General features: G+C 70.2%; 15 protein-coding genes. 11 read left to right on the forward strand and 4 right to left on the reverse strand.

Annotated features, from left to right (window positions below):
• Positions 1 to 18 precede the first annotated feature (18 nt).
• The 7 genes from EIP75_RS17540 (at position 19) to EIP75_RS17565 (ending at position 15,750) form a co-directional block, all read left to right on the forward strand.
• Positions 19 to 444, forward strand: a complete 426-nt coding sequence (locus EIP75_RS17540) for a right-handed parallel beta-helix repeat-containing protein (protein ID WP_476561144.1) — start codon at positions 19 to 21, stop codon at positions 442 to 444.
• Positions 438 to 8,036: an Ig-like domain-containing protein gene (locus EIP75_RS17545; RefSeq protein WP_125244585.1), complete on the forward strand. Its 7,599-nt coding sequence runs from the start codon at positions 438 to 440 to the stop codon at positions 8,034 to 8,036. Before EIP75_RS17540 ends, EIP75_RS17545 begins: the two co-directional genes overlap by 7 nt.
• A gap of 93 nt (positions 8,037 to 8,129) precedes the next feature.
• Entirely contained in the window at positions 8,130 to 8,792 is a 663-nt protein-coding gene (locus EIP75_RS24170) for a hypothetical protein (protein WP_158622894.1), read from the forward strand.
• Positions 8,789 to 10,720, forward strand: a complete 1,932-nt coding sequence (locus EIP75_RS17550) for an efflux RND transporter periplasmic adaptor subunit (RefSeq protein ID WP_158622895.1) — start codon at positions 8,789 to 8,791, stop codon at positions 10,718 to 10,720. The genes EIP75_RS24170 and EIP75_RS17550 overlap by 4 nt, the downstream gene beginning before the upstream one ends.
• Positions 10,702 to 12,864, forward strand: coding sequence for a PqqD family peptide modification chaperone (locus EIP75_RS17555; RefSeq protein WP_125244587.1), 2,163 nt, complete (start codon positions 10,702 to 10,704; stop codon positions 12,862 to 12,864). Before EIP75_RS17550 ends, EIP75_RS17555 begins: the two co-directional genes overlap by 19 nt.
• A 4-nt stretch (positions 12,865 to 12,868) precedes the next feature.
• Positions 12,869 to 14,926, forward strand: a complete 2,058-nt coding sequence (locus tag EIP75_RS17560; protein ID WP_233584932.1) for a preprotein translocase subunit SecA — start codon at positions 12,869 to 12,871, stop codon at positions 14,924 to 14,926.
• A gap of 8 nt (positions 14,927 to 14,934) precedes the next feature.
• Positions 14,935 to 15,750, forward strand: coding sequence for an efflux RND transporter periplasmic adaptor subunit (locus tag EIP75_RS17565; protein ID WP_125244589.1), 816 nt, complete (start codon positions 14,935 to 14,937; stop codon positions 15,748 to 15,750).
• Between the two features lie 22 nt (positions 15,751 to 15,772).
• On the opposite strand, the gene EIP75_RS17570 is transcribed toward EIP75_RS17565, so the two are convergent.
• Positions 15,773 to 16,570: a SapC family protein gene (locus tag EIP75_RS17570; RefSeq protein ID WP_125244590.1), complete on the reverse strand. Its 798-nt coding sequence runs from the start codon at positions 16,568 to 16,570 to the stop codon at positions 15,773 to 15,775.
• A gap of 12 nt (positions 16,571 to 16,582) precedes the next feature.
• Positions 16,583 to 18,097, reverse strand: a complete 1,515-nt coding sequence (locus EIP75_RS17575) for a TolC family protein (RefSeq protein WP_158622896.1) — start codon at positions 18,095 to 18,097, stop codon at positions 16,583 to 16,585.
• Positions 18,098 to 18,264: 167 nt separating this feature from the next.
• Between EIP75_RS17575 and thiL the strand changes: the two genes are divergently transcribed.
• The 3 genes from thiL to EIP75_RS17590 all read left to right on the forward strand — a co-directional run bounded on the left by thiL (position 18,265) and on the right by EIP75_RS17590 (position 20,441).
• Positions 18,265 to 19,260 (forward strand): thiamine-phosphate kinase, encoded by a 996-nt coding sequence (gene thiL / locus EIP75_RS17580; protein ID WP_125244666.1) that lies wholly within the window; start codon positions 18,265 to 18,267, stop codon positions 19,258 to 19,260.
• Positions 19,261 to 19,332: 72 nt separating this feature from the next.
• Positions 19,333 to 19,926 carry a phosphatidylglycerophosphatase A family protein gene (locus EIP75_RS17585; RefSeq protein ID WP_125244592.1) on the forward strand — a complete coding sequence of 198 codons (594 nt, stop codon included), beginning with the start codon at positions 19,333 to 19,335 and terminating at the stop codon, positions 19,924 to 19,926.
• Entirely contained in the window at positions 19,923 to 20,441 is a 519-nt protein-coding gene (locus EIP75_RS17590) for a CinA family protein (RefSeq protein WP_125244593.1), read from the forward strand. The genes EIP75_RS17585 and EIP75_RS17590 overlap by 4 nt, the downstream gene beginning before the upstream one ends.
• Here the strand turns inward: EIP75_RS17590 and EIP75_RS17595 are convergent.
• Together EIP75_RS17595 and EIP75_RS17600 are read right to left on the reverse strand one after the other, a co-directional pair.
• Complete coding sequence (locus EIP75_RS17595) at positions 20,399 to 22,180, reverse strand: ATP-binding response regulator (RefSeq protein ID WP_125244594.1); 1,782 nt, start codon at positions 22,178 to 22,180, stop codon at positions 20,399 to 20,401. The two genes, EIP75_RS17590 and EIP75_RS17595, sit on opposite strands and share 43 nt — an antisense overlap.
• Complete coding sequence (locus tag EIP75_RS17600) at positions 22,174 to 22,860, reverse strand: response regulator (RefSeq protein ID WP_125244595.1); 687 nt, start codon at positions 22,858 to 22,860, stop codon at positions 22,174 to 22,176. The genes EIP75_RS17595 and EIP75_RS17600 overlap by 7 nt, the downstream gene beginning before the upstream one ends.
• Before the next feature lie 275 nt (positions 22,861 to 23,135).
• Between EIP75_RS17600 and EIP75_RS17605 the strand changes: the two genes are divergently transcribed.
• Positions 23,136 to 24,080 (forward strand): CysB family HTH-type transcriptional regulator, encoded by a 945-nt coding sequence (locus tag EIP75_RS17605; RefSeq protein WP_125244596.1) that lies wholly within the window; start codon positions 23,136 to 23,138, stop codon positions 24,078 to 24,080.
• Positions 24,081 to 24,082 lie beyond the last annotated feature (2 nt).

A 24,082-nucleotide genomic window follows, 5' to 3' on the forward strand; every position in this document is an offset into this window, starting at 1 on the left:
TTCCAGGGCGCCGATGATGTGAAGCTGGAGCACCTGAGCCTGACCGGCGCGCGGTACGGCGTGTACGCCGGCAGCAGCACGGACAGCGACCGGATCACGGTGTCGGACAGCCGGATCTACGGCAATGCGAGCAATGGCCGCGGGGTGTGGGTCGACACGAGCAATGACTTCTTCACGCTGACCGGCAGCCGGGTGTGGAACAACGGCAGCGGCGGGGTGGCCATCGGCGGCACGGACGCGGTGGTCGAAGGCAACGAGATCTACCGCAACGCCGGCTGGGGCGTGGACCTCACGGGCGCCCGCTCACGCGTGTCGGACAACAACGTGTACGGCAACGGCAGCGGCGGCATCACGACGGGTGGCGGCGCCAGCCAGGCCAACCGCGTGGTGATCGAGGGCAACCGCGTGTTCGACAACGGCGGCTNCAGGCCAACCGCGTGGTGATCGAGGGCAACCGCGTGTTCGACAACGGCGGCACCGGCATCAACCTGGGCGGCTACAGCGAGGCGCGCGGCAACGAGGTCTGGGGCCAGGACGACAACGGCGGCGTGGGCATCACGGCCTCCGGCGCCAACACGCTGGCGGCAGGCAACACCGTGTGGGGCAGCACGACGGGCCTGTACGCGCTCAACAGCGGGCGCCTGGAAGGCAACCGCAGCTTCGCCAACGTGACCGGCATCAGCCTGGGCAACTCGGCCGAGGCCTGGGGCAACCACGTCCACGGCAACAGCGGCGTGGGCCTGTACCTGTCGAGCTGGCAGCCGTACGCGCACAACAACGTCATCGAAGGCAACGGCGGCGCGGGCATCCTGGTCAGCGGCGCGGCCATCAGCAGCGACGTGCCTCGGGTGGAGAACAACACGGTGATCGCCACCGTGGCCGACGCCATCGTGGTGCAGGGCAGCAACAACGTCCGCATCGTCAACAACATCCTGAGCGTGCGCGGCAGCGGCTATGCGCTGAACGTGGCCTCCGACAGCCAGCAGGGCTTCAAGAGCGACTACAACCTCTTCCACCTGGCCGCCGGCGCCAAGCTGGCGTACTGGGAAGACCGCGCCTTTGCCAACCGGGTGGACTGGTTCTACGAGGTGGGCTTCGACCGCAACAGCCTGACGGCCGACCCGCGCTTCGTCGATGAAGGCGGGGTGGACAACCTGGTGGGCTGGAACGGCAGCACGGTGGCGGGCAGCGTGCGCGTCCTGGACGATGGCGATGCCGGCTACAGCACGAGCGGCACCTGGACGCCAGGCCCGGCCAGTGGCCGCGGCGGCGACAGCCAGCAGGCCGTGCGCGGCGCGGTGCAGGGCGAGGGCAGTGCCCAGGCCAGCTGGACCTTCAGCGGCCTGAGCGCAGGCTACTACCGCATCGCCGTGACCTGGCCAGCGCTGCAGGGCAACGACAACCCGCAAGGCGTGTACACCGCCTACGACGGCCAGACGGCCATCGGCACGGCCGGCTACGGCCAGTACTGGGCGGCCAGCGGTGGCTTTGCCGAGGGCGGCACGAACTGGGTCAACCTGGGCATGGTCAGGATCGAGGGCGACACGCTCAAGGTGGTGCTGGACAACCTGATCGGGCGCACGGCGGCAGACGCGATCCGCATCGAGCGCGTGGGCGGGGACTTCGGCGCCGACGACAACCTTCACCTGCAGGCCAGCTCGCCGGCCATCGACCGCGGCGACCCGCTGAGCCCCAGCGTGGCAGAAGGCGCGCCCAGCGGCGGGCGCATCGACCTGGGCGCCTACGGCAACACGGCCCAGGCCACGCCGAGCGCCAACCCGGTGATCCAGGTGCTGGGCCCCAACGGGCTGGAGAAGATCGAGGCCGGTGAGCCGGTGACGATCGACTGGCGCAGCGCGGGCCTGCTGCCCTACGACACGGTGTTCCTGCTGGATGCGGGCAGCAACGTGGGCGCCGGCCGCTGGCTGGCGCAGGGCGGCTACCGGCTGGATCCCACGAACTACGTCGGCAGCATCGCGGCGGGCACCGCCATCGACCTGAGCGGCGTGGCCGGGCGCGAAGCACCGGACGGCGTGTACCGCAGCTACGCCTATGCCCCGGGCGGCGTGGGCAGCAAGATGGCCTACCAGATCCCGGCGGCCGACGGCCAGTACGAGATCGTGCTGCACTTCATCGAGCCGGACAACGTCGCGGCCGGCACGCGCAGCTTCGACATCGTCGTCAATGGCGAGGTGGAGGCGGCGGGCTACGACATCCGCACGGCGGCCGGCGCGATCCGCACGGCCACCACGGCCAGCTTCATGGTGGATGCAGCCGGTGGCGCCGGCATCAACCTGGAGCTGATCAACAAGAACGCGAGCTGGGGCGCGGTGCTCAGCGGCATCGAGCTGCGGCGCCTCAACCCGCAGGGCGTGGCCAACCCGGTGGTGAGCCTGGAAGTGTCGCTGGACAACGGCGCCAGCTGGACGACGATCGCCACGGGCCTGGGGGTGGACCGCTACGGCCAGGGCCAGACGACGTGGGTGCCGACGGCCGAGACGGCGGGCAACACGGCGCTGATCCGCGCCACGGCGACGATCAACCCGGCCTCGGGGCCGGTGGTGGTCAGCGACGTGAGCGACGAGGCCTTCCTGATCGCCAACGGCGGCAAGGTGTACTACGTCAACGACGCCAGCCTGGCGGGCGACGAGTACACGACGGCGGTGGGCGACAACGCGAACTCGGGCAAGAGCGCGGACAAGCCGATGGCCAGCCTGGCGGCGCTGCTGCGCGCGTACGACCTGAACCCCGGGGACATCGTCCATGTGGATTCGGGCACCTACAGCCTGGCGACCAACATCGTGCTGGGCGAGCAGGACAGCGGCGTGGTGATCCGCGGCGCGAGCCAGCCGGGCCATGCCACCATCCTGGACCGCGGCAACACGAACGCGGGCACGGCGGTGTTCGAGTTCCAGGGCGCCGATGATGTGCGCATCGAGAACGTCAGCCTGACCGGCGCACGCATCGGCGTGTGGGCCGCCAGCGGGGCAGACAGCGACCGCAACACGGTCGCGGCCAGCAAGGTCTACGGCTTCACGCAGGCCAACACCGGCTACGGCTTCTACATCGACACCGGCAACGATGCCTTCACCATCCAGGGCTCGGCGGTGCACGGCAACCGCGTGGGCGTGTGGATGTCGGGCGCGGGCGGCGTGATCGAAAACAGCCAGATCTACGGCAACAGCCAGTGGGGCATCGACGCCTACGGCAGCACGCAGGCCCAGGCCATCCAGATCCGCAACAACCTGGTCCACGACAACGCCTCGGGCGGCGTGCAGGCCAACAACTGGGTGAAGGTCAGCCACAACGAGGTCTACAGCCACCTGACGAGCAACGTCTACGGCATCTCGCTGATCAGCGCCAATGCAGAGGCGTCCGGCAACCTGGTGTACCGCAACGATTCGGGCATCTACGGCCAGAACGGCGCGCTGATCGCCGGCAACCAGGTGTTCGCCAACACCAGGGTCGGCATCTACGGTGTCGACGCGCGCATCTCGGGCAACCGCGTCTTCAGCAATGCCATCGGCATCCATGACAACCGCGACTCGCTGATCGAGAACAACGTCGTTTACGCCAATGCCAACACCGGCATCTCCGTGGCCGGCGCGCATGCGGCCGCTGACATGGTGCGCAACAACACCGTCTACCAGCCGGTGGGCGATGCCATCCTCGTCACCGGAACCAACGTCAAGCTCCACAACAACATCGTCTGGGTGGATGCCGGTTACGGCGTCAATGTGGCGGCGGGCAGCACGGCGACGCTGCTGGCCGACCACAACCTCTTCCACACCCCCCTGGCCGGTGGCCGCGTGGGCCTGTGGAACGGCACGCAGCAGGCCACGCTGGCCGCCTGGCGCACGGCCAGCGGCCAGGACGCGCACAGCCTGGCGGGTAACCCGCTGTTCCTGGACATCGACGGTGCCGACAACGTGCTGGGCGAAAAGGGCCTGATCACCGGCAACGGCTTCGACGACAACTTCGGCCTGCGCGCCAACTCGGCCGCCATCGATGCGGCCAACATGTACGTCGCCACCGCGGCCGACATCGAAGGCCGCCCGCGCCGCGACGACCCGAGCCGCCCGAACACCGGCGATGGCCTGCCGCTGTACGTGGCCACGGCCGGTGCCGGCAGCAGCTTCGTGGCCGGCGGCACCAAGCTGAACTACCGCACCAGCGACGGCTCGACCAACTACACCCTGCCGTTCGCCTTCACCTTCTACGGCAAGACCTACACCCAGGTCGCCATCAACGTGAACGGCTTCCTGCAGTTCGAAGGGCCGGACCAGTCCTGGTATGGCAACGAGAACTCGCTGGAAGGCCTGCTGCGCAACGTCCGCATCGCGCCGCTGTGGGACAACCTCAACACCTACTCCGGCACCGACGCGACGCGCGATGTCTATGCCGACGCCTCCGTCGCCGGCCAGGTGACGATCCGCTGGGCAGCGGTGGTCGAGGGCACGGCCAACCCGGTCAACTTCTCGGTCACCCTGTTCGCCAACGGCAGCTTCCGCTTCGACTACGGCCCCAGCGCCAACGGCCTCACGCCCACGGTGGGCGTGTCTGCCGGCAACGGCCAGACCTACGTGCTCGCGCCGTACGATGGCCAGAGCGACCTGTCGGGCATGGCCTCGCTCACGTGGGCACCCACGCCGGGCTTGGTGTACTACGACATCGGCGCCTATGAGTTCCAGGGCGATTCCAGCGACGCTACCCCGCCGCGTGTGGTGAGCGTGAGCAACCTGCCGGCCGACGGCGGCAGCACGCCCGCGGCCTTCAGCAGCCTGCAGATCAACTTCAGCGAGGCGCTGGACGGCGTCTCGGCGCGCAGCCCGGCCAACTACGAGCTGCTCTCGGCCGGTGTCGACGGCGTCTTCGGCACCTCCGACGACAGCCGCATCGCGCTCAAGCCGGGCTACTCCTTCCCCGAGACCAACCTCACGCTGCAACTGCCCGACGGCCCGCTGGCCAACGGCCTGTACCGCCTGAGCGTGCTGGGTGTCTTCGACACCGCGGGCAACACGCTCGACGGCAACAACGATGGCACGGGCGGCGACAGCTATGTCCGCACCTTCCGCATCGACCGCACCGGCAACACCCCGCCGACGGCCACCGACGCGACGACCAGCGTGGCCGAGGATGGCTCGATCCTGATCACCCTGAACGGCACCGACCCGAATGGCGACCCATTGGCCTTCAGCCTGGTCGGCCAGCCGCAGCACGGCACGCTGACCAACTTCGATCCGGTGGCGCGCACCGTCCGCTACACGCCGAACGCCCACTTCAACGGCACGGACAGCTTCCGCTTCCGCGTCGACGATGGCAACCTGGGCAGCGACGAAGGCCAGGTCCTGGTCAACGTCACGCCGGTCAACGACGTGCCCACCGCCGCCGGCGTGGTCACCGCGACCGACGAGGACACGGCGATCAGCATCCTGCTGCCGGCCCAGGACGTGGAGACGCCGCGCGAGCAGCTCACCTTCAACCTCGGCACGGCGCCGCAGCACGGCACCCTCACGCAGGGCGCCGACGGGGTGTGGGTCTACACGCCCGACGCCGATTTCAACGGCACCGACAGCTTCACCTACACCGTCACCGACCGGGGCGATCCCGATGGCGCGGGCGGCAATGCGGCCACCTCGGCGCCCGCCACCGTCACGATCACGGTGCGCGCCTTGAACGATGCGCCGCAGATCGCGGCCATCCCGCCCCAGACCGTGGCCGAAGGCCAGACGCTCAGCCTGCCCATCCCGGGCACCGATCCGGATGGCAGCACCCTGAGCTACAGCCTGGTCGGCAGCGTGCCGGGTGCCAGCATCAACGCCGCGACGGGCCTGTTCAGCTGGACACCGGCCGACGGCGCGCTGACGCAGTCCTTCACGGTGCGCGTCAGCGATGGCACGCTCAGCACGGAGGCCACCTTCAGCGTCACTGTCACCAACGTGGCGCCGGCGCTCACCGTCCAGGGCGGGGCCTCGGTCAATGCAGGCACGCCGTACGCCATCACCTTCGGTGCGACGGATCCGGGCCAGGACACCATCAGCGCCTGGGTGGTGAACTGGGGCAATGGCCAGACCACCACCCTGGCGGGCGGCGCCACCGGCGCCAGCTTCACCTATGCGCAGGGCGGCAACTACGCCATCACCGTCACCGCGACGGATGAGGATGGCAGCTACACCTCGGCCCCGCTGGCCCTGCACGTGGTGGCGCCCAATGGCGTGCCCATCGCCGGCAACCAGTCGGTCACCCTTGATGAGGACACGCCTCGGGCCATCGTGCTCAGCGTGGCCGATCCAGATGGCGATGTGCTGGGCTTCGCACTCACCACCGCACCGCTGCATGGCACGCTGGGCGCCTTCGATCCGGCCACACGCACCGTGCTGTACACGCCGGCCGCCAACTACCATGGTGTCGACAGCTTCAGCTACACCGTGAGCGATGGGCGCGGCGGCAGTGCCTCGGCCACCGTGACCATCGGCGTCACGCCGGTGAACGACGCGCCGGTGGCCACGGACGACGCCTACACCGTGACCTCGGGCCAGACCCTGACGGTGCCTGTGCTGGCCGGCTTGCTGGCCAACGACAGCGATGTCGATGGCGACGCCCTGGTGATCGTTGGCAGCACGGCGGCCAGCCATGGCGCGGGCACCCTGCTGCCCGACGGCAGCTTCAGCTACACGCCGACCGCGGGCTTCGTGGGCACCGACAGCTTCAGCTACACCGTCAGCGATGGCCTGAGCACCCGCACGGCCACGGTCAGCATCACCGTGAGTGCCCCGCCCACGCTGAAAGTCAGCACCTTCACGCAGACGGATTCGGGCTTCACGCTGCGCTTCAACCGCGCGGTCGACGCCAGCCAGCTCAACCTCTACACGGGCGATCCGACCAACCTGGGCGCGGCCGACCTGGTCCTCACCGGCCCGGACGGCAAGCCGGTCAGCGGCAGCCTGGTGCTGGACGCCGATGGCGCGGGCTTGACCTTCCTGCGCACCGGCGGCGTGCTGGCCTCGGGCAGCTACAGCCTGAGCCTGGCCTCGCGCGCCAACGGCTTCGCCACCGCCGACGGCATCCTGCTGGACGGCAATGGCGATGGCACCGCGGGCGATGCCTACCTCAAGACCTTCACGGTGGCCCCCAGCAGCTCGGCGGTTCTGTCGGTGGGCGAGATCGCGCGCGGCCCGGGCCAGGCCCTGGCCATCGCGGCCTCGGGCTTCAACTTCCCCATCACGCTGGACAACGCGGCCGGTGCCACCCGCATCGCCTTCACCTTGCGCTACGACCCGGCGCTGCTGAACGTCACGGGCTTCACGGGCGGCACGCTGCCGGCCGGCAGCACCGTGTCGGTCGACACCAGCGTGGCGGGCCAGCTCACGGTCAGCATCGTCACGACGGCCCCGCTGGGGGCCGGCAGGATCGTGCTGGGCAACCTGGCCGCCAACGTGCCGGCAGACGCGGCCTACGGTGCCAGCCACCTGCTGCGGCTGAGCCAGGTGCAGATCGATGCCGGCGCACGCCCGGTGCGCAGCGACGACGGCCTGCACGTGGTGGCCTACCTGGGCGACACCTCGGGCGATGCCGCCTACTCCGCGACCGATGTGCAGCGCCTGCAGCGGGTGATGAACCGCACCGACACCGGCTACGCGGCGTGGCCGCTGGTCGATCCGCTGTTGCTCAGCGACGTCAAGGCCGACGGGGTGCTCAGCCTGGCCGATGCCAGCCTGCTGAACCAGCAGGCGGCAGGCAGGCCGCAGAAGGAGATCCCGCCGATCCCGGCGCCGCTGCCCACGCCATCGCTCGCCAGGGCCGCGGCCGTGGCCCCTGTGGCGCAGGCCGCTCCGGCCGCATCGCCTGCGCCGCAGGTGGCGGCCACGCCGGCCTTTGATTTCGCGGGTGCACCCAAGGCCTTCGACCTGGGCACCTCCAGCGGGATCTGGCTGGACAGCTGGGTGTCCGACGCGGCGAAATCCAGCAAGAAGGCCAATGCATGGACGCTGACAGCCGCACCGAAGCCATCTGCAACCCCCACGAACACACATTGAGGCAGGCCCCTGTTTGTGCTATCAATCAGGGGCTGCCTGCCAGCCCATCCACCTCTCTCGACATCAGCCTACAGCCTTCAGGAAGTCCCGGCCATGAATCAAGCGATCCACCCTGTTCCCGCCCGAACGAGTCCTTTCTCGCACATCGCCCGGCAAGGGGTGGCGCTGGCGGTGGCGGGTCTTTGTTGGGCGGCCTCGACGGCCCAGGCCGTGGGCCTGGAGGTCACCCATGGCAGCGGCTACCCGGACAGCACGGCCTCGGTGTCGTTCGAGCTGGATTTCAACCAGGGCGCGCCCGTGTTCGACTTCTTCCTGCAACTGGACGATCCCCTGCCGGTGCCGCTGACATTCCGCGGCGGTTCGGCCTCGTGGAACGGCCAGCCCCTGAACGATGTTTTCACCGTGCCGGCAGCACTGACGGATGCGTCGGGCACCTGGGGCCCCAACTACACCGCAGGTGTGGCGCTGTCCGCCGATCCTCTGTATGGCCTGCTGCGCCTGACCTACACCTACGACCTGGCAGGCCTCTCGGTCGGGCAGAGTGCCGTCATTGGCCTGACCTTCGAGTACTTCGACAGCGACGAGGGCGACTTCGTGACGCTGAGCCGCACCGCTTCCGTCACCGCCGTGCCCGAGGCCGATGCCGGCCTTCTGGCGCTGGCCGGGCTGGGGGTGGCCACGGGCGTGCTGGCCCGGCGCCGCGCGCAGGATCGCACGCAGCACGGTACGCTTCAGGACGCGCCCGCCCTGGCATGAGCGCTGCGCCTGGCGCCACACCCGCCGCGGTGGTCGGTGCGGTCAGCTCCGAACCGCGCTGGGGCACCGGCTTCAGCACCAGCAGCGAGGCTGGCGCCAGCGCGGACTTCTGGTCTCTGCTCGTCAATGCGCAAACGTCTGATCAGCTCTGTCGTGCCTGGCTCGGCATCCTGTGCCAATGGGTGCCGGGCACCCAGGCCGGCCTGCTGCTGCTGCACGACGAGGGTGACCGCTACGCGCCCGCCGGTGTCTGGCCCGATCCCGAGCAGGACATGTCCTTCCTGGGCGATGTGGCCCAGCAGGCGCTGGTGGAGCGCCGCGGCGTGGTCCGCGAAGAAAGCAATGGCCTGGCGCAGTGCGCCTACCCGCTGCTGAGCGCCGACCAGGCCTATGGCGTGGTGGTGCTGCACGTGGTGTCCCGTGGCGATGCCTCGGTGCGAGAGGCCCTGCGCCTGCTGCATTGGGGCGCGGGCTGGCTGGTCGGCCTGTTCGACCGCCGCCACCTGATCGAGCGCGACGTGCGCCTCAAGCGCTCGGCCATGCTCCAGGACATCCTGCTGGGCGTGATGGCCGAGGCCGGCCCGGAGCAGGCAGGCCGCTGGGTGGTCAACCGCCTGGCCGAAGCCCTGCCATGCCGGCGTGCCCTGCTGGGCCGCGTCACGCGCGGGGGCCTGGGCGCCGATGTCGAGGTGGTCAGCGTGTCCGGCACGGCGCACTTCGAACCCCATTCGACGCTGATCGCACGGGCCCGCGAGGCCTTGCGCGAGGCGGCCGACAGCGGGCAGGCGCAGGTGCACCCGGTGCAGGACATCGATGAAGGCACCGCACCGCTGCTCACCGCCAGCGCGCTGGCCGATTACGCGCAAGAGGCCCAGGCCCGCTGCGTGATCGCCTTGCCGCTCGAACACCAGGGACGTTGTCGTGGCGCGCTGCTGCTCGATTTCGACCAGCGCGTGTCGGATGACCTGAAAACCTTCCTGGACACCCTGGCGCTGGCCCTCGCCCCTGGCCTGGCCCTGCAAGATGCGGCCACCCGCGGCTGGTGGGCCCATGGCCGTGACCGCGCGGCCGAGCTGTGGGCGGCACTGGTTGGCCCTCGCCACCCAGGCTGGAAGCTGGTCGGCGGCGTGACGCTGGTGGCCCTGGTGCTGGCCAGCGTGGTCAATGTCGATTTCCGCGTGCGTTCGCCCGCCACGGTGGAGGGGCGCGTGCAGCGCTCGGCCGTGGCGCCCTTCGAGGGCTTCATCAAGGAGGCCCGGGTGCGCGCAGGCGACACGGTCAAGAAGGGCGATGTGCTGGCCCGTCTCGATGACCGTGACCTCAAGCTCGAGTCCGCCAAGTGGCAGGCCGAGGCCGAACTGGCCGAGCGCAAGCTGCGCGAGGCCATGGCACGCGGCCAGCCCGTCGATGTGCGCCTGGCCCAGGCCGAGGCCGAGCAGGCGCATGCCGAGCTGTCGATGGTCACCGAGAAGCTGGCCCGCGTCGCCATCACCGCGCCCTTCGACGGCATCGTGGTGCGCGGCGACCTGTCGCAGCAGCTGGGCGCGCCGGTCGAACTGGGCAAGGTGCTGTTCGAGGTGGCCCCGCTCAATGCCTACCGCGTGGTGATGAAGGTCGACGAGCACGACATCGTGCACCTGCGCCAGGGCCAGGTGGGTGAGCTGGTGCTGGCCGGCCTGCCCGGCGAGCGCCTGGCGATCAAGGTGAGCAAGGTGTCGCCCGTGGCCACGGCAGAAGATGGCCGCAACAGCTTCCGCGTCGAGGCCGAGGTGAACGCACAGGCGCCGGGGCAGGGCGGGTCCGAGCACCTGCAGCCCGGCATGGAAGGCGTCGGCAAGGTCAGCGTGGGCGAGCACAGCCTGGCGTGGCAGGCCTTCCACCGCCTGGGCAACTGGATCCGGTACACGGCATGGACGCTGGGACTCTAGGCGCCCAGCTGGTCAGCAGCCACTGGTACCGCGTGGCGGGCATCGCGCCCCGCCTGCGGGACCACCTGCGCCTGCACGCCCACCGCTACCGCGGCCAGCCCTGGACCGTGGTCGAAGACCGCCTGAACGGCAAGTTCCACCGCTTCGATGCGCAGGCCTGGCGCATCATGGGCCTGCTCGACGGCCGCCACACGCTGGAGGCCGTCTGGCAGCAGCTGGCCTCCGAGGCCGATGAGGCCACGCCCAGCCAGGACGACATCCTCGCGCTGCTGGGCCAGCTGCACGGCATGGACCTGCTGGCCACCGACACCCTGCCCGACCTGGGCGAGGTGGGCGATCGAGACCACCGGCAGGCGCGCAAGCGCCGCTGGTCCAAGGTGATGAACCCGCTGGCCATCCGCGTGCCGATCTTCGACCCCGACCGCCTGCTGGGGCGTTTGGTCGAATGGCTGCGGCCGGTGCTCAACCGCGGTGGCGCACTGGCCTGGCTGCTGTGGGTGCTGCCGGCCATCGTGCTGGCCGCCTCGCACTGGCCCGAGCTCACGCACAACGTCAGCGAGCGCCTGCTGGCCCTGGACAACCTGCTGATGCTGGCCCTGCTGTTCCCGCTGGTCAAGGCGCTGCACGAACTGGCCCACGGCATCGCCTGCAAGATGCGCGGCGGCGAGGTGCACGACATGGGCGTGATGCTGCTGCTCCTGCTGCCGGTGCCCTACGTGGAGGCCTCCAGCTCATGGGCCTTTCCGCGCAAGCGCGACCGCATGCTGGTGGGCGCGGCGGGCATGCTGATCGAGATCGCCATCGCGGCCGGTGCTTTTTACCTGTGGCTCTGGCTGGAGCCGGGCACGCCCAAGGCCCTGGCCTACGACGTGGCCGTGCTGGCCAGCGTGACCACGGTGCTGTTCAATGGCAACCCGCTGCTGCGCTACGACGGCTACTACGTGCTCAGCGATGCGATCGAAATCCCCAACCTGGCGCAGCGGGCCACGCGCTACTGGGGCTACCTGTTCGAATCGCGCCTGCTGGGCCGGCGCGATGCCTTGTCGCCCGCGATGGCGCCCGGCGAGTCCGGCTGGTTCATCGCCTACGCGCCGCTGGCCTTCGTCTACCGCTGCATCGTGATGTTCTCCATCGCGATCTTCGTGGCCACGCAGTACTACGCCATCGGCATGCTGCTGGCCGTGTGGAGCGTGGGCATGACCCTGGGCATGCCGCTGTACAAGGGCCTGGGCCGCTTCTGGTCTCTGGTGGTGGCGCGCGAGGCCGGCCGCCGTGGACAGCGCGCCGCACTCGCGGTGCTGGGTGCGCTGCTGGTCTTGCTGTTCGCGATCCCGATGCCCCTGCGCACCCAGGTCAACGGCGTGCTGTGGCTGCCCGAGAACGCCATCGTGCGGGCCGGGCAGCGCGGCTTCGTCGAGCAGATGCAGGCGCAGCCCGGCCAGCGGCTGGCCCCGGGCCAACCCGTGCTGAACCTGGTCGAGCCGGTGCTGGCGGCCCAGCGCGCGGTGCAGCAGGCCCGCCGCGACACCGTGCAGATCCGCTACGACGCGGCCGTGACGGTCGACCCCACGCTCGCCGCGCAGGTCGCCCCCGCGCTGGCCCGCGAGAACCAGGTGCTGGCGCATCTCGATGAGCGGCATGAGCGACTGGTGGTGCGAAGCGGCGCCAGCGGCCAGCTGTGGCTGCCGGCCAGCGAAGACCTGCAGGGCCGCTACATGCGCCAGGGCCAGGTGATGGCCTACGTGGTCACGCCCACCGCGCCGCGCGTGCGCATCATCGTCGACCAGGTCGACGAGAACCTGATCCGCGCGCACACCCGCCGCATCCTGGTCAAGGTGCCCTTCGACCCGGGCCGCGCCTGGCCGGCCACGGTGGTGCGCGCCGTGCCCTCGGCCTCGCGCGATCTGCCCAGCGCGGCGCTGGGCCGCCAGGGCGGCGGTGGCGTGGTGACCGACCCGCGCGACGACAGTGGCCGCCGTGCGCTGATCTCGCACTTCGAGTATGAGCTGGCCTTGCCCGATGATTTTCCGTACCACCTGATCGGCAGCCGCGCCAGCGTGCGTTTCGAGCACGACATGGAGCCGGTGGGCTACCGGCTGTGGCGCTCGGTGCGGCGCCTGTTCCTGGGGTACTTCCATGCGTGAGTCGATGCGTGGACCCGTCGGTGGTGAACGACTGGCCGCCTGGCCGCCGGTGAACATCCCCTTGGCTTCGCGCCTGTTCGTCGAGCGCCGGGATGAAGGCGATTGGGCACTCGACCGCTGGGCCTCGGGCTGGTGGCTCAGCCGCCCCTCGCCCAAGCGCCAGGCCATGCGCCGGCAGCAGCGCTTCGTGGCGCAGGTGGTGGCCTTGGGCGAGACCCTGCACGGGCTGTCGCAGACCGAGCTGCTGGCCCAGGCCCGCGCCGCCGCCGAACGCGCCTTCGTGACCGGTCAGGCCCAGGCGGGCGTCCGCGCCCTGGCCCTGGTGCGCGAGGCCGCCCGCCGCACCCTGGGCCTGCTGGCCTACCCGCCCCAGGTCTATGGTGCGTGGATGCTGGTCAGCGGTCACCTGATCGAGCTGGACACGGGCGAGGGCAAGACGCTCACGGCCGCCATCGCAGCCTGCGTGGGCGCGCTGGCCGGCGTGCCCACGCACGTGATCACCGTCAACGACTACCTGGCCCAGCGCGATGCGCAGAAGATGTCGGCGCTGTTCGGCTACCTGGGGTTGCGTGTGGGTGTGGTGCACAGCGGCGTGGCCCAGGCCCTGCGCCACGTAGAGTACGCGCAGGACCTGACCTACTGCACCAACAAGGACGTGGTGTTCGACTACCTGCGCGACCGCGTGAACGCGCGCGGCGTGCACAGCCGCGCGCAGCTCACGGTGCGCCGCCTGCACGGCCAGGTGCACAGCCAGGAGCCGCTGCGCCTGCGCGGCCTGCACTTCGCCATCGTCGACGAGGCCGACAGCATCCTGATCGACGAGGCCCGCACGCCATTGATCCTGTCGGCCGCGCGCGAGGCCGGCGAAGAAACCCGCGCCTACGAACACCTGCTGCGCGTGGCCGCCTCGATGCAGGCGCCTTTGCACTACCGCCTCGTCGAGCCGCACCGCCAGCCCGAGCTCAAGGACGAAGGCCGGGCCCTGCTGGAAGACCTGGCCCGCGAGATGGATGCACGGGACGAGCACGACGGCGACACGGGCCCCGATGCCCTGATGGGTTTCTGGCGCGTGGCCTGGGTGCGTGAGCACTACATCGTGCAGGCCCTGCGCGCGCTGCACGTGTTCAAGCGCGACCAGCACTACGTGGTGCACGAGGGCAAGATCGTCATCGTCGACGAGTTCACCGGCCGCCTGCTGCCAGACCGCAGCTGGGAGCAGGGCCTGCACCAGCTGGTCGAGGTCAAGGAGGGCTGCAAGATCAGCGGGCAGAACCGCACGCTGGCCCGCCTGACCTACCAGACCTTCTTCGCGCGCTACCTGCGCCTGTCGGGCATGAGCGGCACCCTGCGCGAGGTCTCGCGCGAGACGGCCGGCGTGTTCAAGGTGCGCACGGTGCGCATCGAGCCCAACCGCCCCAGCCGCCGCGTGACCCTGCCGCCGCGCCTGCTGCCCGACCAGCCCACCAAGCACCACGCCATCGTCGACGATGTGCGCGAGCGCCTGGCCGTGGGCCAGTCGGTGCTGGTGGGCACGCGCTCCGTGCGCGCGTCGGAGGACATCAGCGCGGCGTTGACGGCTGCAGGCGTGCCGCACCAGGTGCTCAATGCCCGCCAGAACGCCGACGAGGCCGAGCTGGTGGCGCGCGCCGGCCAGCCGGGCATGGTCACCGTGGCCACCAACATGGCCGGCCGCGGCACCGACATTCCCGTGGCGCCCGAGGTGCTGGCCCGTGGCGGCCTGCACGTGGTGCTGACCGAGTGGCACGAGTCGGCCCGCATCGACCGCCAGCTGGTGGGCCGGGGCGCGCGCCAGGGCGAGCCCGGCAGCTGCCGCACGATCGTCGCGCTCGACGACGAGGTGATCGACAAGCATGGCGGCACCACCCTGAAGATGCTGCAGGCGCGCTACGGCGGCGGCCCCTGGCCCGAGCACGCCATGGCCTGGCTGCAGAAGGCGGCGCAGGGCGCGGCCGAATCCCACAACGCGGCGCAGCGGCGGCACACACTCAAGGCCGATCACCACATGCGCACGCAACTCGCTTTTTCTGGAGCCACCGAGTGACGAGAACGATGAAGACGACCTGCGGCCTGATCGCCTGTGCCGTGTCGATGCCGCTGGCCGCGCAGGCGGCCCCTGGCGACTACGACTGCCTCATCGAGCCCTCCCAGGTCATCGACATCCGCAGCCCGGTGTCGGGCCTGATCGACAAGGTCTACGTGGAGCGCGGCGGCGCGGTCAAGCGCGGCATGGTACTGGTGAGCCTGGAGTCCAGCGTCGAGAAGGCGGCGGTGGACCTGGCACGCTTCAAGTCGGGCATGGACGGTCCGCTCAAGTCCAGCGAGACCCGCCTGGCGCATGCCGTGAAGAAGCTGGGCCGCAAGACCGAGCTGGCCGACAAGAACTACACCTCGGCACAGGACCGCGACGACGCCGACGCCGAGCGGCGCATCGCCGAATCCGAGGCGCTGACCGCGCGCGAGAACAAGCAGTACGCCCAGCTCGAATACAACTACACCGCCAGCCAGCTGGCCCAGCGCCAGTTGCGCAGTCCGATCGACGGCGTGGTGGTCGACCAGTCGATGCACCCCGGCGAGCTGGCCGAGGTCGGCGAGAACAAGCCGTCCATCCTGAAGATCGCGCGCATCAACCCGTTGCGGGTCAAGGCCATCCTGCCGATGGCGCTGTACACCCGGATGAAGCCGGGGCAGGGCGCCGAGGTCGTGCCTGAAAAGCCCCTGCCGGGCCGCTACGCCACCACCGTGACCATCGTCGACAAGGTGGTGGACGCGGCCAGCGGCACCTTCCAGGTGCGCATGGAACTGCCCAACCCCAACAACGCGCTGCCCGGCGGCGTGAAGTGCAAGGTGGCCTTCAAGGGGCTGTGAGCCCCTGGGGCCGGGCAGGGCCTCAGTGCTTGGGCGTGTCGGGCGGCGGGCTGGTCGGGTCCAGCGTTTCACCGTCCGCGCTGGCCTTGCTGTACAGGTCCAGGCGCGCGGCCAGGCGGACCAGGCTGCCCAGCGACAGCAGGTGCGCCTCGATCCACGACAGCTCGCCGCTGCGGAACAGCTCGACCGCGCGCGCATCGTCGATGCCGCGGTAGCGCTCCACATCGACCACCCACACGCCCTGAAGCACCTGCTGCTGGCCGTGGCGCTCGACCTGGATGGTCTTGGGCACCAGCAAGCCCATCTGCCGCAGGCGCTGCGCGAAGGCGGTGGTGCGCTGCACCTCGGCGTGAAAGCGCTGCAGGAAACCCAGGATGCGCTGCAGGTACTCCGATTCCTGGGCCTGGTCGTCGAACAGTGATTCGCCCTCGTGCACGCCCAGGCCCGGATAGGTCTCGTCGATGCACACGGTGAGCTGCTGGCTCTCGGCCTCGGTGTCGGTCTTGGCCAGCACGAAGGGGTAGCGCCGCGCGAAGGCCGGGATGTAGGTGTCGGCGGCCCAGCGGCCTTCGTCGTCGACCATCAGGTTCTCGGCCTGGCGCAGACCCACCAGGGCCGCCACCGAGATGGGGCCGTCGGCTTCGCCCACGAACACGATGGGGTAATCGCGCGCCGCATCGAGGAACTCGGTGCTGGCGATGGGCACGGCATTGGTCTTGGCGGCGAAGCGGAAATGGTCGCCCGCCACAGCCAGGCGGGTGGTCAGGTGGCGTTCGCGGTTCAGGGGCACCGGGCGTTCGTAGAACAGCAGCTGGGTCATGGCTGGATCCTCCTAGGGTTGCGTGGTTGACGAAGGGGTGGGTGTGTCGGCGCTCGGGGTGTCGAGTGCCCAGAAGCCGACGCGGCCCAGGCTGGCCAGCAGGCGCAGGCGCGCCGTGCGCCAGGCGGCCAGCGCGCGGATGCGTTCCTGGCGCGCATTGGCCAGGTCCTTCTGCGCGTCGAGCACCTCGACGATGTGGCTGTCGCCCGAGCGGTAGCGCGCCTGGGCGACGTCGTAGGCCTCCTGGCCGCTGCTCAGCACATCGAGCGAGGCCGCCAGACTGGCTGTCTCGCTCTGCAGGGCCTGGTAGTTGCGCCACACGTCCAGGCTGGCCTGGCTGCGCGCGCTGGCCACGTCGGCCCGGCGCGCATCGACCTGGGCCATGGCCTCGCGGATCTTGTAATTGCGCGAGAAGCCTTCGAACAAGGGCACCGACAAGGTCACGGCGGTCAGCGTCTCGACGCTGCGCGAGGGCGACAGCGGCGTGTTCGGGCGGCCATTGATGTAGCGCCCGACGCTCAGGCTCACGCTGGGCTGGCCTTCGGCGGTGACCGAATCCAGGCGCGCGCCGGCTGCCGCCAGCTGGGCTTCGGCGGCACGCACGGTGGGGTGCTCGCGCAGCGCCTGGTCCATCAGGCGGTCCAGATCGCCCAGGAAGCGCTCGGTGTCCAGGCCAGGGTCAGGGCTGCCGGGCTGCACATCCTGGGCTGCCTGCGGGTCCAGCACGAGCGGGGTGCGAGCGTCCAGCCCCATGATGTTGGCCAGCCCTCCCAGGGCCTGGCGGTGGGCGCCATCGGCCTTGATGCGCGCGGCCACGGCCTGTGCCTGCAGGGACCTGGCCTGCAGCACCTCGGCCCGGTAGCCCGAGCCGGCGGCCTCGCGCGCCTGGGCGGCCTGGAAGCTCTCCTTGGCGGCGGCTTCGGCTTCGCGTGTCGCGTCCATGGCGGCGCGGGCCGCCAGGGCTTCGTAGTAAGTCTGCGCGGCGTTGGAAAACACCGCCTGCAAGGTCGCGTCGTGGCTGGCCAGTGCGGCGCTCAGCAGGTGGTGCGCCTGCATCACGTTGGCGGCGCGCGTGCCGAAATCGAGCAGCACGTAGCTCAGGGTCACATTGCGGCCATAGGCGCGCACATCGGTGTCGTTGCGCAGAGGCGGCTGCCCGGCCGTGGCGGCCTGCTGGTGGCTGGTGATCCGGTCGCGGCTCTTGCTCAGGCTGATGTTGACGGACGGCAGGAAGCCGGCCCACGACTGCCCGTATTGCGCCGCCTGCGACAAGGCCGTGGCCCAGGCCTGGCGCGCCTGCGGGTTGTGGCAGACCGAAAACTCCACGGCCTGGTGCAGGGTGAGGGGCTGGGCCGGCTCACCGCCCTGGCAGATGGGCACGGCCTGGCCGCCGTCGCCTGCCAGTTGCACCGGGGGTGCATCGGGCGGCATCACGCGCCAGGGATCGATGGTGGGGTAGGCCAGCGCCGCGCCAGAACCGACGAGGGCCCAGCATGCACTCGTCACGACGGATCGAACAACACTCATGGGCTCGCGATAAGGCTGGGACAGACAGGAGGCTGAGTCGATTGTGCCTTCGGGCCGGCACATGGCAGCACTTCAAACGTGGGATGGGCAAGGACGCGCAAGCGGGCTTGCATCAAGACCACGAACGCTCAGGCGGCCCGCGGCCTGCGCGACAATGCGCCATGTCTTTGGGTGAATTCGACCTCATCGCGCGTTATTTCCAGCGCGCCGAAAGCCAGGGCCCGCGCCATGCCGTCGTGCCCAATGGCGACGACTGCGCCGTGATCGCGCCGGCCGCCGGCATGCAGCTGGCCGTGTCCACGGACACGATGGTGGAGGGGCGGCACTTCCTGTCCACGGTGGATCCGGCCCGGCTGGGCCACAAGGCCCTGGCCGTGAACCTGTCCGACCTGTCCGCCTGTGGCGCGCAGCCGCTGGCCTTCACGCTGGCCCTGACCCTGCCACGCGTCGACGAGGCTTGGCTGGCGGGCTTTTCGAGCGGCCTGCTGGCCCTGGCCGATGAGCATGGCTGCGAGCTGATCGGTGGCGACACCACGGCCGGGCCGCTGGCCATCGGCATCACGGTGATGGGAGAGGTGCCGCCGGGGCAGGCCCTGCTGCGCAGCGGGGCGCGCCCGGGCGATGAGCTGTGGGTGAGCGGTTGGCCCGGCGAGGCGCGCCTCGCGCTGGAGGCGTTCCGGGGCACGTTGGCCCCGCCGCTGGATGGCGAAGCCTTCGAGGCTGTGCGCCTGCGCATGGAGCGGCCCACGCCGCGCGTGGCACTGGGCCTGGCCCTGCGCGGGCTGGCCACCTCGGCCATCGACGTGTCGGACGGCCTGCTGGGCGATCTGGGCCATGTGCTGCGCCGCAGCCGGGTGGGTGCCGCGATCGCGCTGGGCGCCTTGCCCATCAGCGCCTGGCTGGCGGCCAGGCCACCGGCCCAGCAGCACGACTGCGTGCTGGCCGGCGGTGACGATTACGAACTGCTGTTCACGGCCCCGGCGACACGCCATGCGGATGTGCTGGCAGCCGGGCAGGCGGCGGGTGTGCCCGTGCACCGCATCGGGCTGGTGCAGGCCGATGCCGGCCTGCGATTGCGCGATGGTGCTTGGGGCGCCGAGGGGCCTCAGGGCGCAGGCATCGCCAACCGCTGGACCTCCTTCGACCATTTCAAATCCAGCTGACGAGGTGCCCGTGCCCCTGCCGGGAACACGGCGCTGCCGTGGCGGCCTTTCAGCCTGAGTGACAATCCCCCGATGACCGCCGAACTGCCTTCTCCCGCAGACGCCGACGCCTCGCCACGCCGGCCCTCCGTGGGCCTGATGCTGCGCCACCCTGCGCATGTCATCGCCTTCGGCGCGGGCAGTGGCCTGAGCCCGATCGCGCCCGGCACGGTGGGCACGCTGTGGGCCTGGGCCAGCTTCCTGGTGATCGACCATTGGTGGGGCCAGGGCCAAGCCGCCGACCTCAAGTGGGCCTGGCTGATCGGCCTGGGCACGCTGGTGGGCTGGTGGGCCAGCACCCACACGGCGCGCAGCCTGCGCGTGGCCGACCCGGGCTCCATCGTGGTCGACGAGGTGCTGGCCTTCTGGCTGGTGCTGTGGGTGGTGTCGCCCGCGGGCTTCTGGGGCCAGGCCCTGGCCTTCGGCCTGTTCCGCTACTTCGATGCCGCCAAGCCCGGGCCGGTCGCCTGGGCCGATGGCCTGTTCAAGCACCGCCCCGGGCAAGGCATCGGCTGGGCCCAGGGCCTGGGCATCCTGCTGGACGACTATGTGGCCGCGCTGTGCACCTTGATCGTGATGGCGCTGGGCGTGTCGCTGCGGCAGTGCACGGGCTGGGGCTGGCCATGAGCGAGGTGTCGGCCCTGGTATCCCGGTTGGCGCAGGCCCTGCCGCCACGCGGCTGGATGCTCGCCACGGCCGAGTCCTGCACGGGCGGACTGATCGCAGCCGCCTGTACCGAGCTGGCGGGCTCCAGCGCCTGGTTCGACCGGGCGGTGGTCAGCTACAGCAACGAGGCCAAGAGCGAGCTGCTAGGCGTGGACGCCGCCCTGATCGCGGCGCATGGCGCCGTGAGCGAGCCCGTGGCTCGCGCCATGGCCGAGGGCGTGCTGGCCCGCTCGAAGGCCCAGGTGGCTGTGGCGGTGACGGGCATCGCCGGGCCGGGCGGCGGCTCGCCCGACAAACCGGTGGGCACCGTGTGGCTGGCCTGGGCCTGCCGGGGCCACGCTACGCATGCGGCCGTGCACCGTTTTGCCGGCGACCGCGCCGAGGTGCGCAGGCAGACCTGCGTGGTGGCGCTGGACGGCGTGCTGGCCCTGGCTCAGGCCGCGGGCGTGTCCTCGTCGGCTTCCAGCGCCTGCTGAATCGCCGCCAGCAAGGTGTCCACGGCCACGGGCTTGTGCAGCAGGACCAGGCCTTCGGCGCGCGCTTCCTTCAGCCGGTCGGGGGCCGTGTCACCGCTGATCAGCAGGGCTGGCAGGCCGGGCTGCTGCTGGCGCAGCTTGCGGATGGCCTTGATGCCGCTCTGCTCGCCGCGCAGGCGCAGGTCGGCCAGCACGATGTCGGGCGGGTCGGCGGCGGCCAGGCGCATGGCGTCGTCGGTGCAGGCGCACACGGTCACCCGGCAGCCCAATGAGGTCAGCAGCACCTCCATGGCGGTGCGCACATCGGCCTCGTCGTCGATCACCAGCATGTGGCAGGACGGCATGGCCGCGGCGGTGGAGGTGGCATCCTCGGTGGCCGTGGGCAGGGCGCCTTGCGGCGCCGGCAGCAGCAGCGACACCTCGGTGCCCACGCCGGGCTCGGACACCAGGCCCAGCTCGATGCCCAGCAACTGCGACAGGCGCTGCACGATGGACAAGCCCAGGCCCAGGCCCTTGCTGCGGTCCCGCTCCGGGTTGTTCAGCTGGAAGAACTCTTCGAAGACGCGGGCGTGGTGCTCGGCAGGGATGCCGCGGCCGGTGTCCTTGATGGACACCAGGGCCCGCCCGCCCCGCCAGCCGGCGCGGATCCACACCGTGCCGGCATCGCAGTACTTGAGCGCGTTGTCGAGCAGGTTGCGCACGATGCGCGCCAGGTGGGCCTCGTCGGTGTGGGCGGCCAGCAGGTCGTCGTCGCATGCCAGCACCAGGCGCAGTCCCTTGGCCTCGGCCACCGGCGCGCAGGCCTGGTGCAGCTGAGTGAGCAGCGGGGCCAGGGCGATGGTGCGGGAGCGCGAGTCGATGATGCCGGCGTCCAGGCGCGACAGGTCCAGCAGGCCCGAGAGCTGCTCGCCCAGGGCCTTGAGCGCCGTGTTCATGTGGTTGACGATGGCCTGGCCGCGGGGCGAGAGCTCGTTCGTGGTCAGCGAGGCGCTGAACAGCGACAGGGTGTGCAGCGGCTGGCGCAGATCGTGGCTGGCCGAGGCCAGGAAGCGCGTCTTGGCCGCGTTGGCCTGTTCGGCCAGGGTCAGGGCCTGGCGCAGTTCTTCATTGAGCTTGAATTCGCGCCGGCGCAGGTCCACGGCCTGCGTCAGCGCCCGGTGGTTGTCACGCGCCAGGGACAACAGCACGGCCAGGTACAGCATGATCAGCACGCCCATGGAGGGCCCCAGCCAGCCCCTGGCGTCGGGGCCTGCCGGCTCTGGCGTGAAGCCCCAGGCCACGGCCAGCGCGACCATCACCGGCACCGCATAGGCCGGGTAGATGCGCGGGTGCCCACAGGTGCTGCCCACCGCCGCGCTGGACAGGCCGGTCAGCAGCATGGTCAGCACGGCCCGCTCCAGATCGCCCATGCCCGGAAAGAACAGCAGGCTCAGTGCGTGGGCCACCCCATTGAGGCCGCTGAGCACCACGGCGCGCCGCATGGCCGGCCTCGCGGATTCGGTGGGTGCCGGAGGCCGCCGCAGCAGCACCCAGCGCAGCACCAGCACCAGGGTGGTCAGCGCCAGCCAGGCGGCCACGGGGGCCGTGGCGTGGGTGCGCGAGGCCATCACCGCGATCAGCAGCGCGGCCAGGAACACCGGGAACGGGATGCGCGACACGTGCCGTGCCACCAGGCCGAGCACCTCGTGCTCGGCGGGCCGGGGCGGCGTGAGCAGCGGCTGATGGCCGGGGGCTACCATTCGCGCTTCTTGCGGGGGGCAGGGCGTGGGTCCATTTGGCCGATCAGGCCCAGTTCGTGGGCACGGTACATGGCCTGGGCGCGGTTGTTCACCCCCAGGCGCTGGTAGACGGCCCACAGGTGCGCCTTGACCGTGCCCTCGGCGATGCCGATGTCGCGCGCGATCAGCTTGTTGGATTTGCCCTGCAGCAGGCTGCGCAGCACCGCCATCTGGCGCTCGCTGAACGCTTCTGCCACGAGGTGCGGGGCCGTGGCGAAGGGCGTGGGTGAAGGCGCACGGTGGGTGCGGGCCAGCAGGGCCTGCGGCGGCAGGTAGATGCCCTGGCTGATGACACAGCGCAGGGCCAGCACGATGGCCGCCGGATCGGCCTCCTTGGGAATGAACCCGGCCGCGCCGGCCTGGATGCAGGCCTCGATGGTGGCTGGGTCGTCGTCGCCGGACACGATCACCACGCTGGCGCCTTCGAAGTGCTGGCGCACGGCGGCCAGGGCCTCGAGGCGGCTGGCCCCGGGCAGGTTCAGGTCCAGCAGGACCAGGTCGAAGCCGTCGGGTTCGGGCAGGGCGCAGGCGTCCAGCACCCGCGCGCTCTGCTGCACCTGGGTGGTCGGGTCCAGCGTGAGCAGCAGGCTCTTGAGCCCTTCACGAAAGAGCGGGTGGTCATCAATGATCAGAACATGCACGGCTGTACGTTACCTCGCCAACCGTCTGGGAGATCAATGATGGGCCCCTGAGCAAATGCCTTTTGTCGTTGTGACCGGACAGCGTATGCCGATCTGTTGCGCAGGATTGTCAGCGAAAGGTTCTGTCGCGCCATATGTTTAAACCTTCGTTTAGCAGGAGGGCTGGGCTTTTGGGTCGCCCTTCTTCGCTTTCCGCAGATCGATAGAACAAAATAGTTGTTTTATTCATAATGAGGCCTGTTCAAAATGCGAAGACCGCATTAAGAGAGGTCGATATGAACTTCCAGCAATTGCGATCGGTTCGCGAAGCGGTCCGTCGCGGATTCAACCTGACGGAGGTGGCGCAAGCCCTGCACACCTCGCAGCCCGGGGTGAGTCGCCAGATCCGTGAGCTGGAGGACGAACTGGGCATTGAGTTGTTCGTGCGGGCCGGCAAGCGGCTCACGGGCCTGACCGAACCGGGCACCCAGGTGCTGCCCATCATCGAGCGCCTGCTGGCCGATTCGGACAACTTGCGCAATGCCTCGCGAGACTTCTCCCAGCATGACGCGGGCCCTCTGTCGATAGCGGCCACTCACTCACAAGCGCGTTACGCCCTGCCATCGGCCGTGCGTGACTTCCGCCTGCTCTACCCCCAGGTCACCCTGAACCTGCACCAGGGCTCGCCCCGCCAGGTGGCCCAGATGCTGATCAGCGGCGAGGCCGACATCGGCATCGCCACCGAGGCCCTGGCCCAGTACGACCAGCTCGTCACGCTGCCGTGCTACCGCTGGACCCACAGCGTGGTCGTGCCCATCGGCCACCCGCTGCTCGACGGCCAGCCGCTCACCCTGCAGCGCCTGGCGCGCCACCCGCTGGTCACGTACGACGCGGGCTACACCGGCCGCTCGCACATCGACGAGGCCTTCGCCCGTGAGGGCGTGCAGCCCAGCATCGTGCTGACCGCCATGGACGCCGACGTGATCAAGACCTATGCCGAACTCGGCCTGGGCGTGGGCGTGGTGGCCTCCATCGCGTACGACGAAGAGCGCGACCGCAACCTGCGCGCCATCGACGCCGGCCACCTGTTCGCCGTCAACATGACGCGACTGGCCTTCCGGCGCGGTGCCTTCCTGCGTGGCTACGTGTACTCGTTCATCGAGACCTTTGCCCCGCCGCTCACGCGCCGCGTGGTCGAGCAGGCCATGCGCGCCGAAGTGGGGGAATCCTTCGACATCTGAGG

The organism is Aquabacterium soli, from assembly GCF_003933735.1.
Classification (GTDB): Bacteria; Pseudomonadota; Gammaproteobacteria; order Burkholderiales; family Burkholderiaceae_C; genus Aquabacterium; species Aquabacterium soli.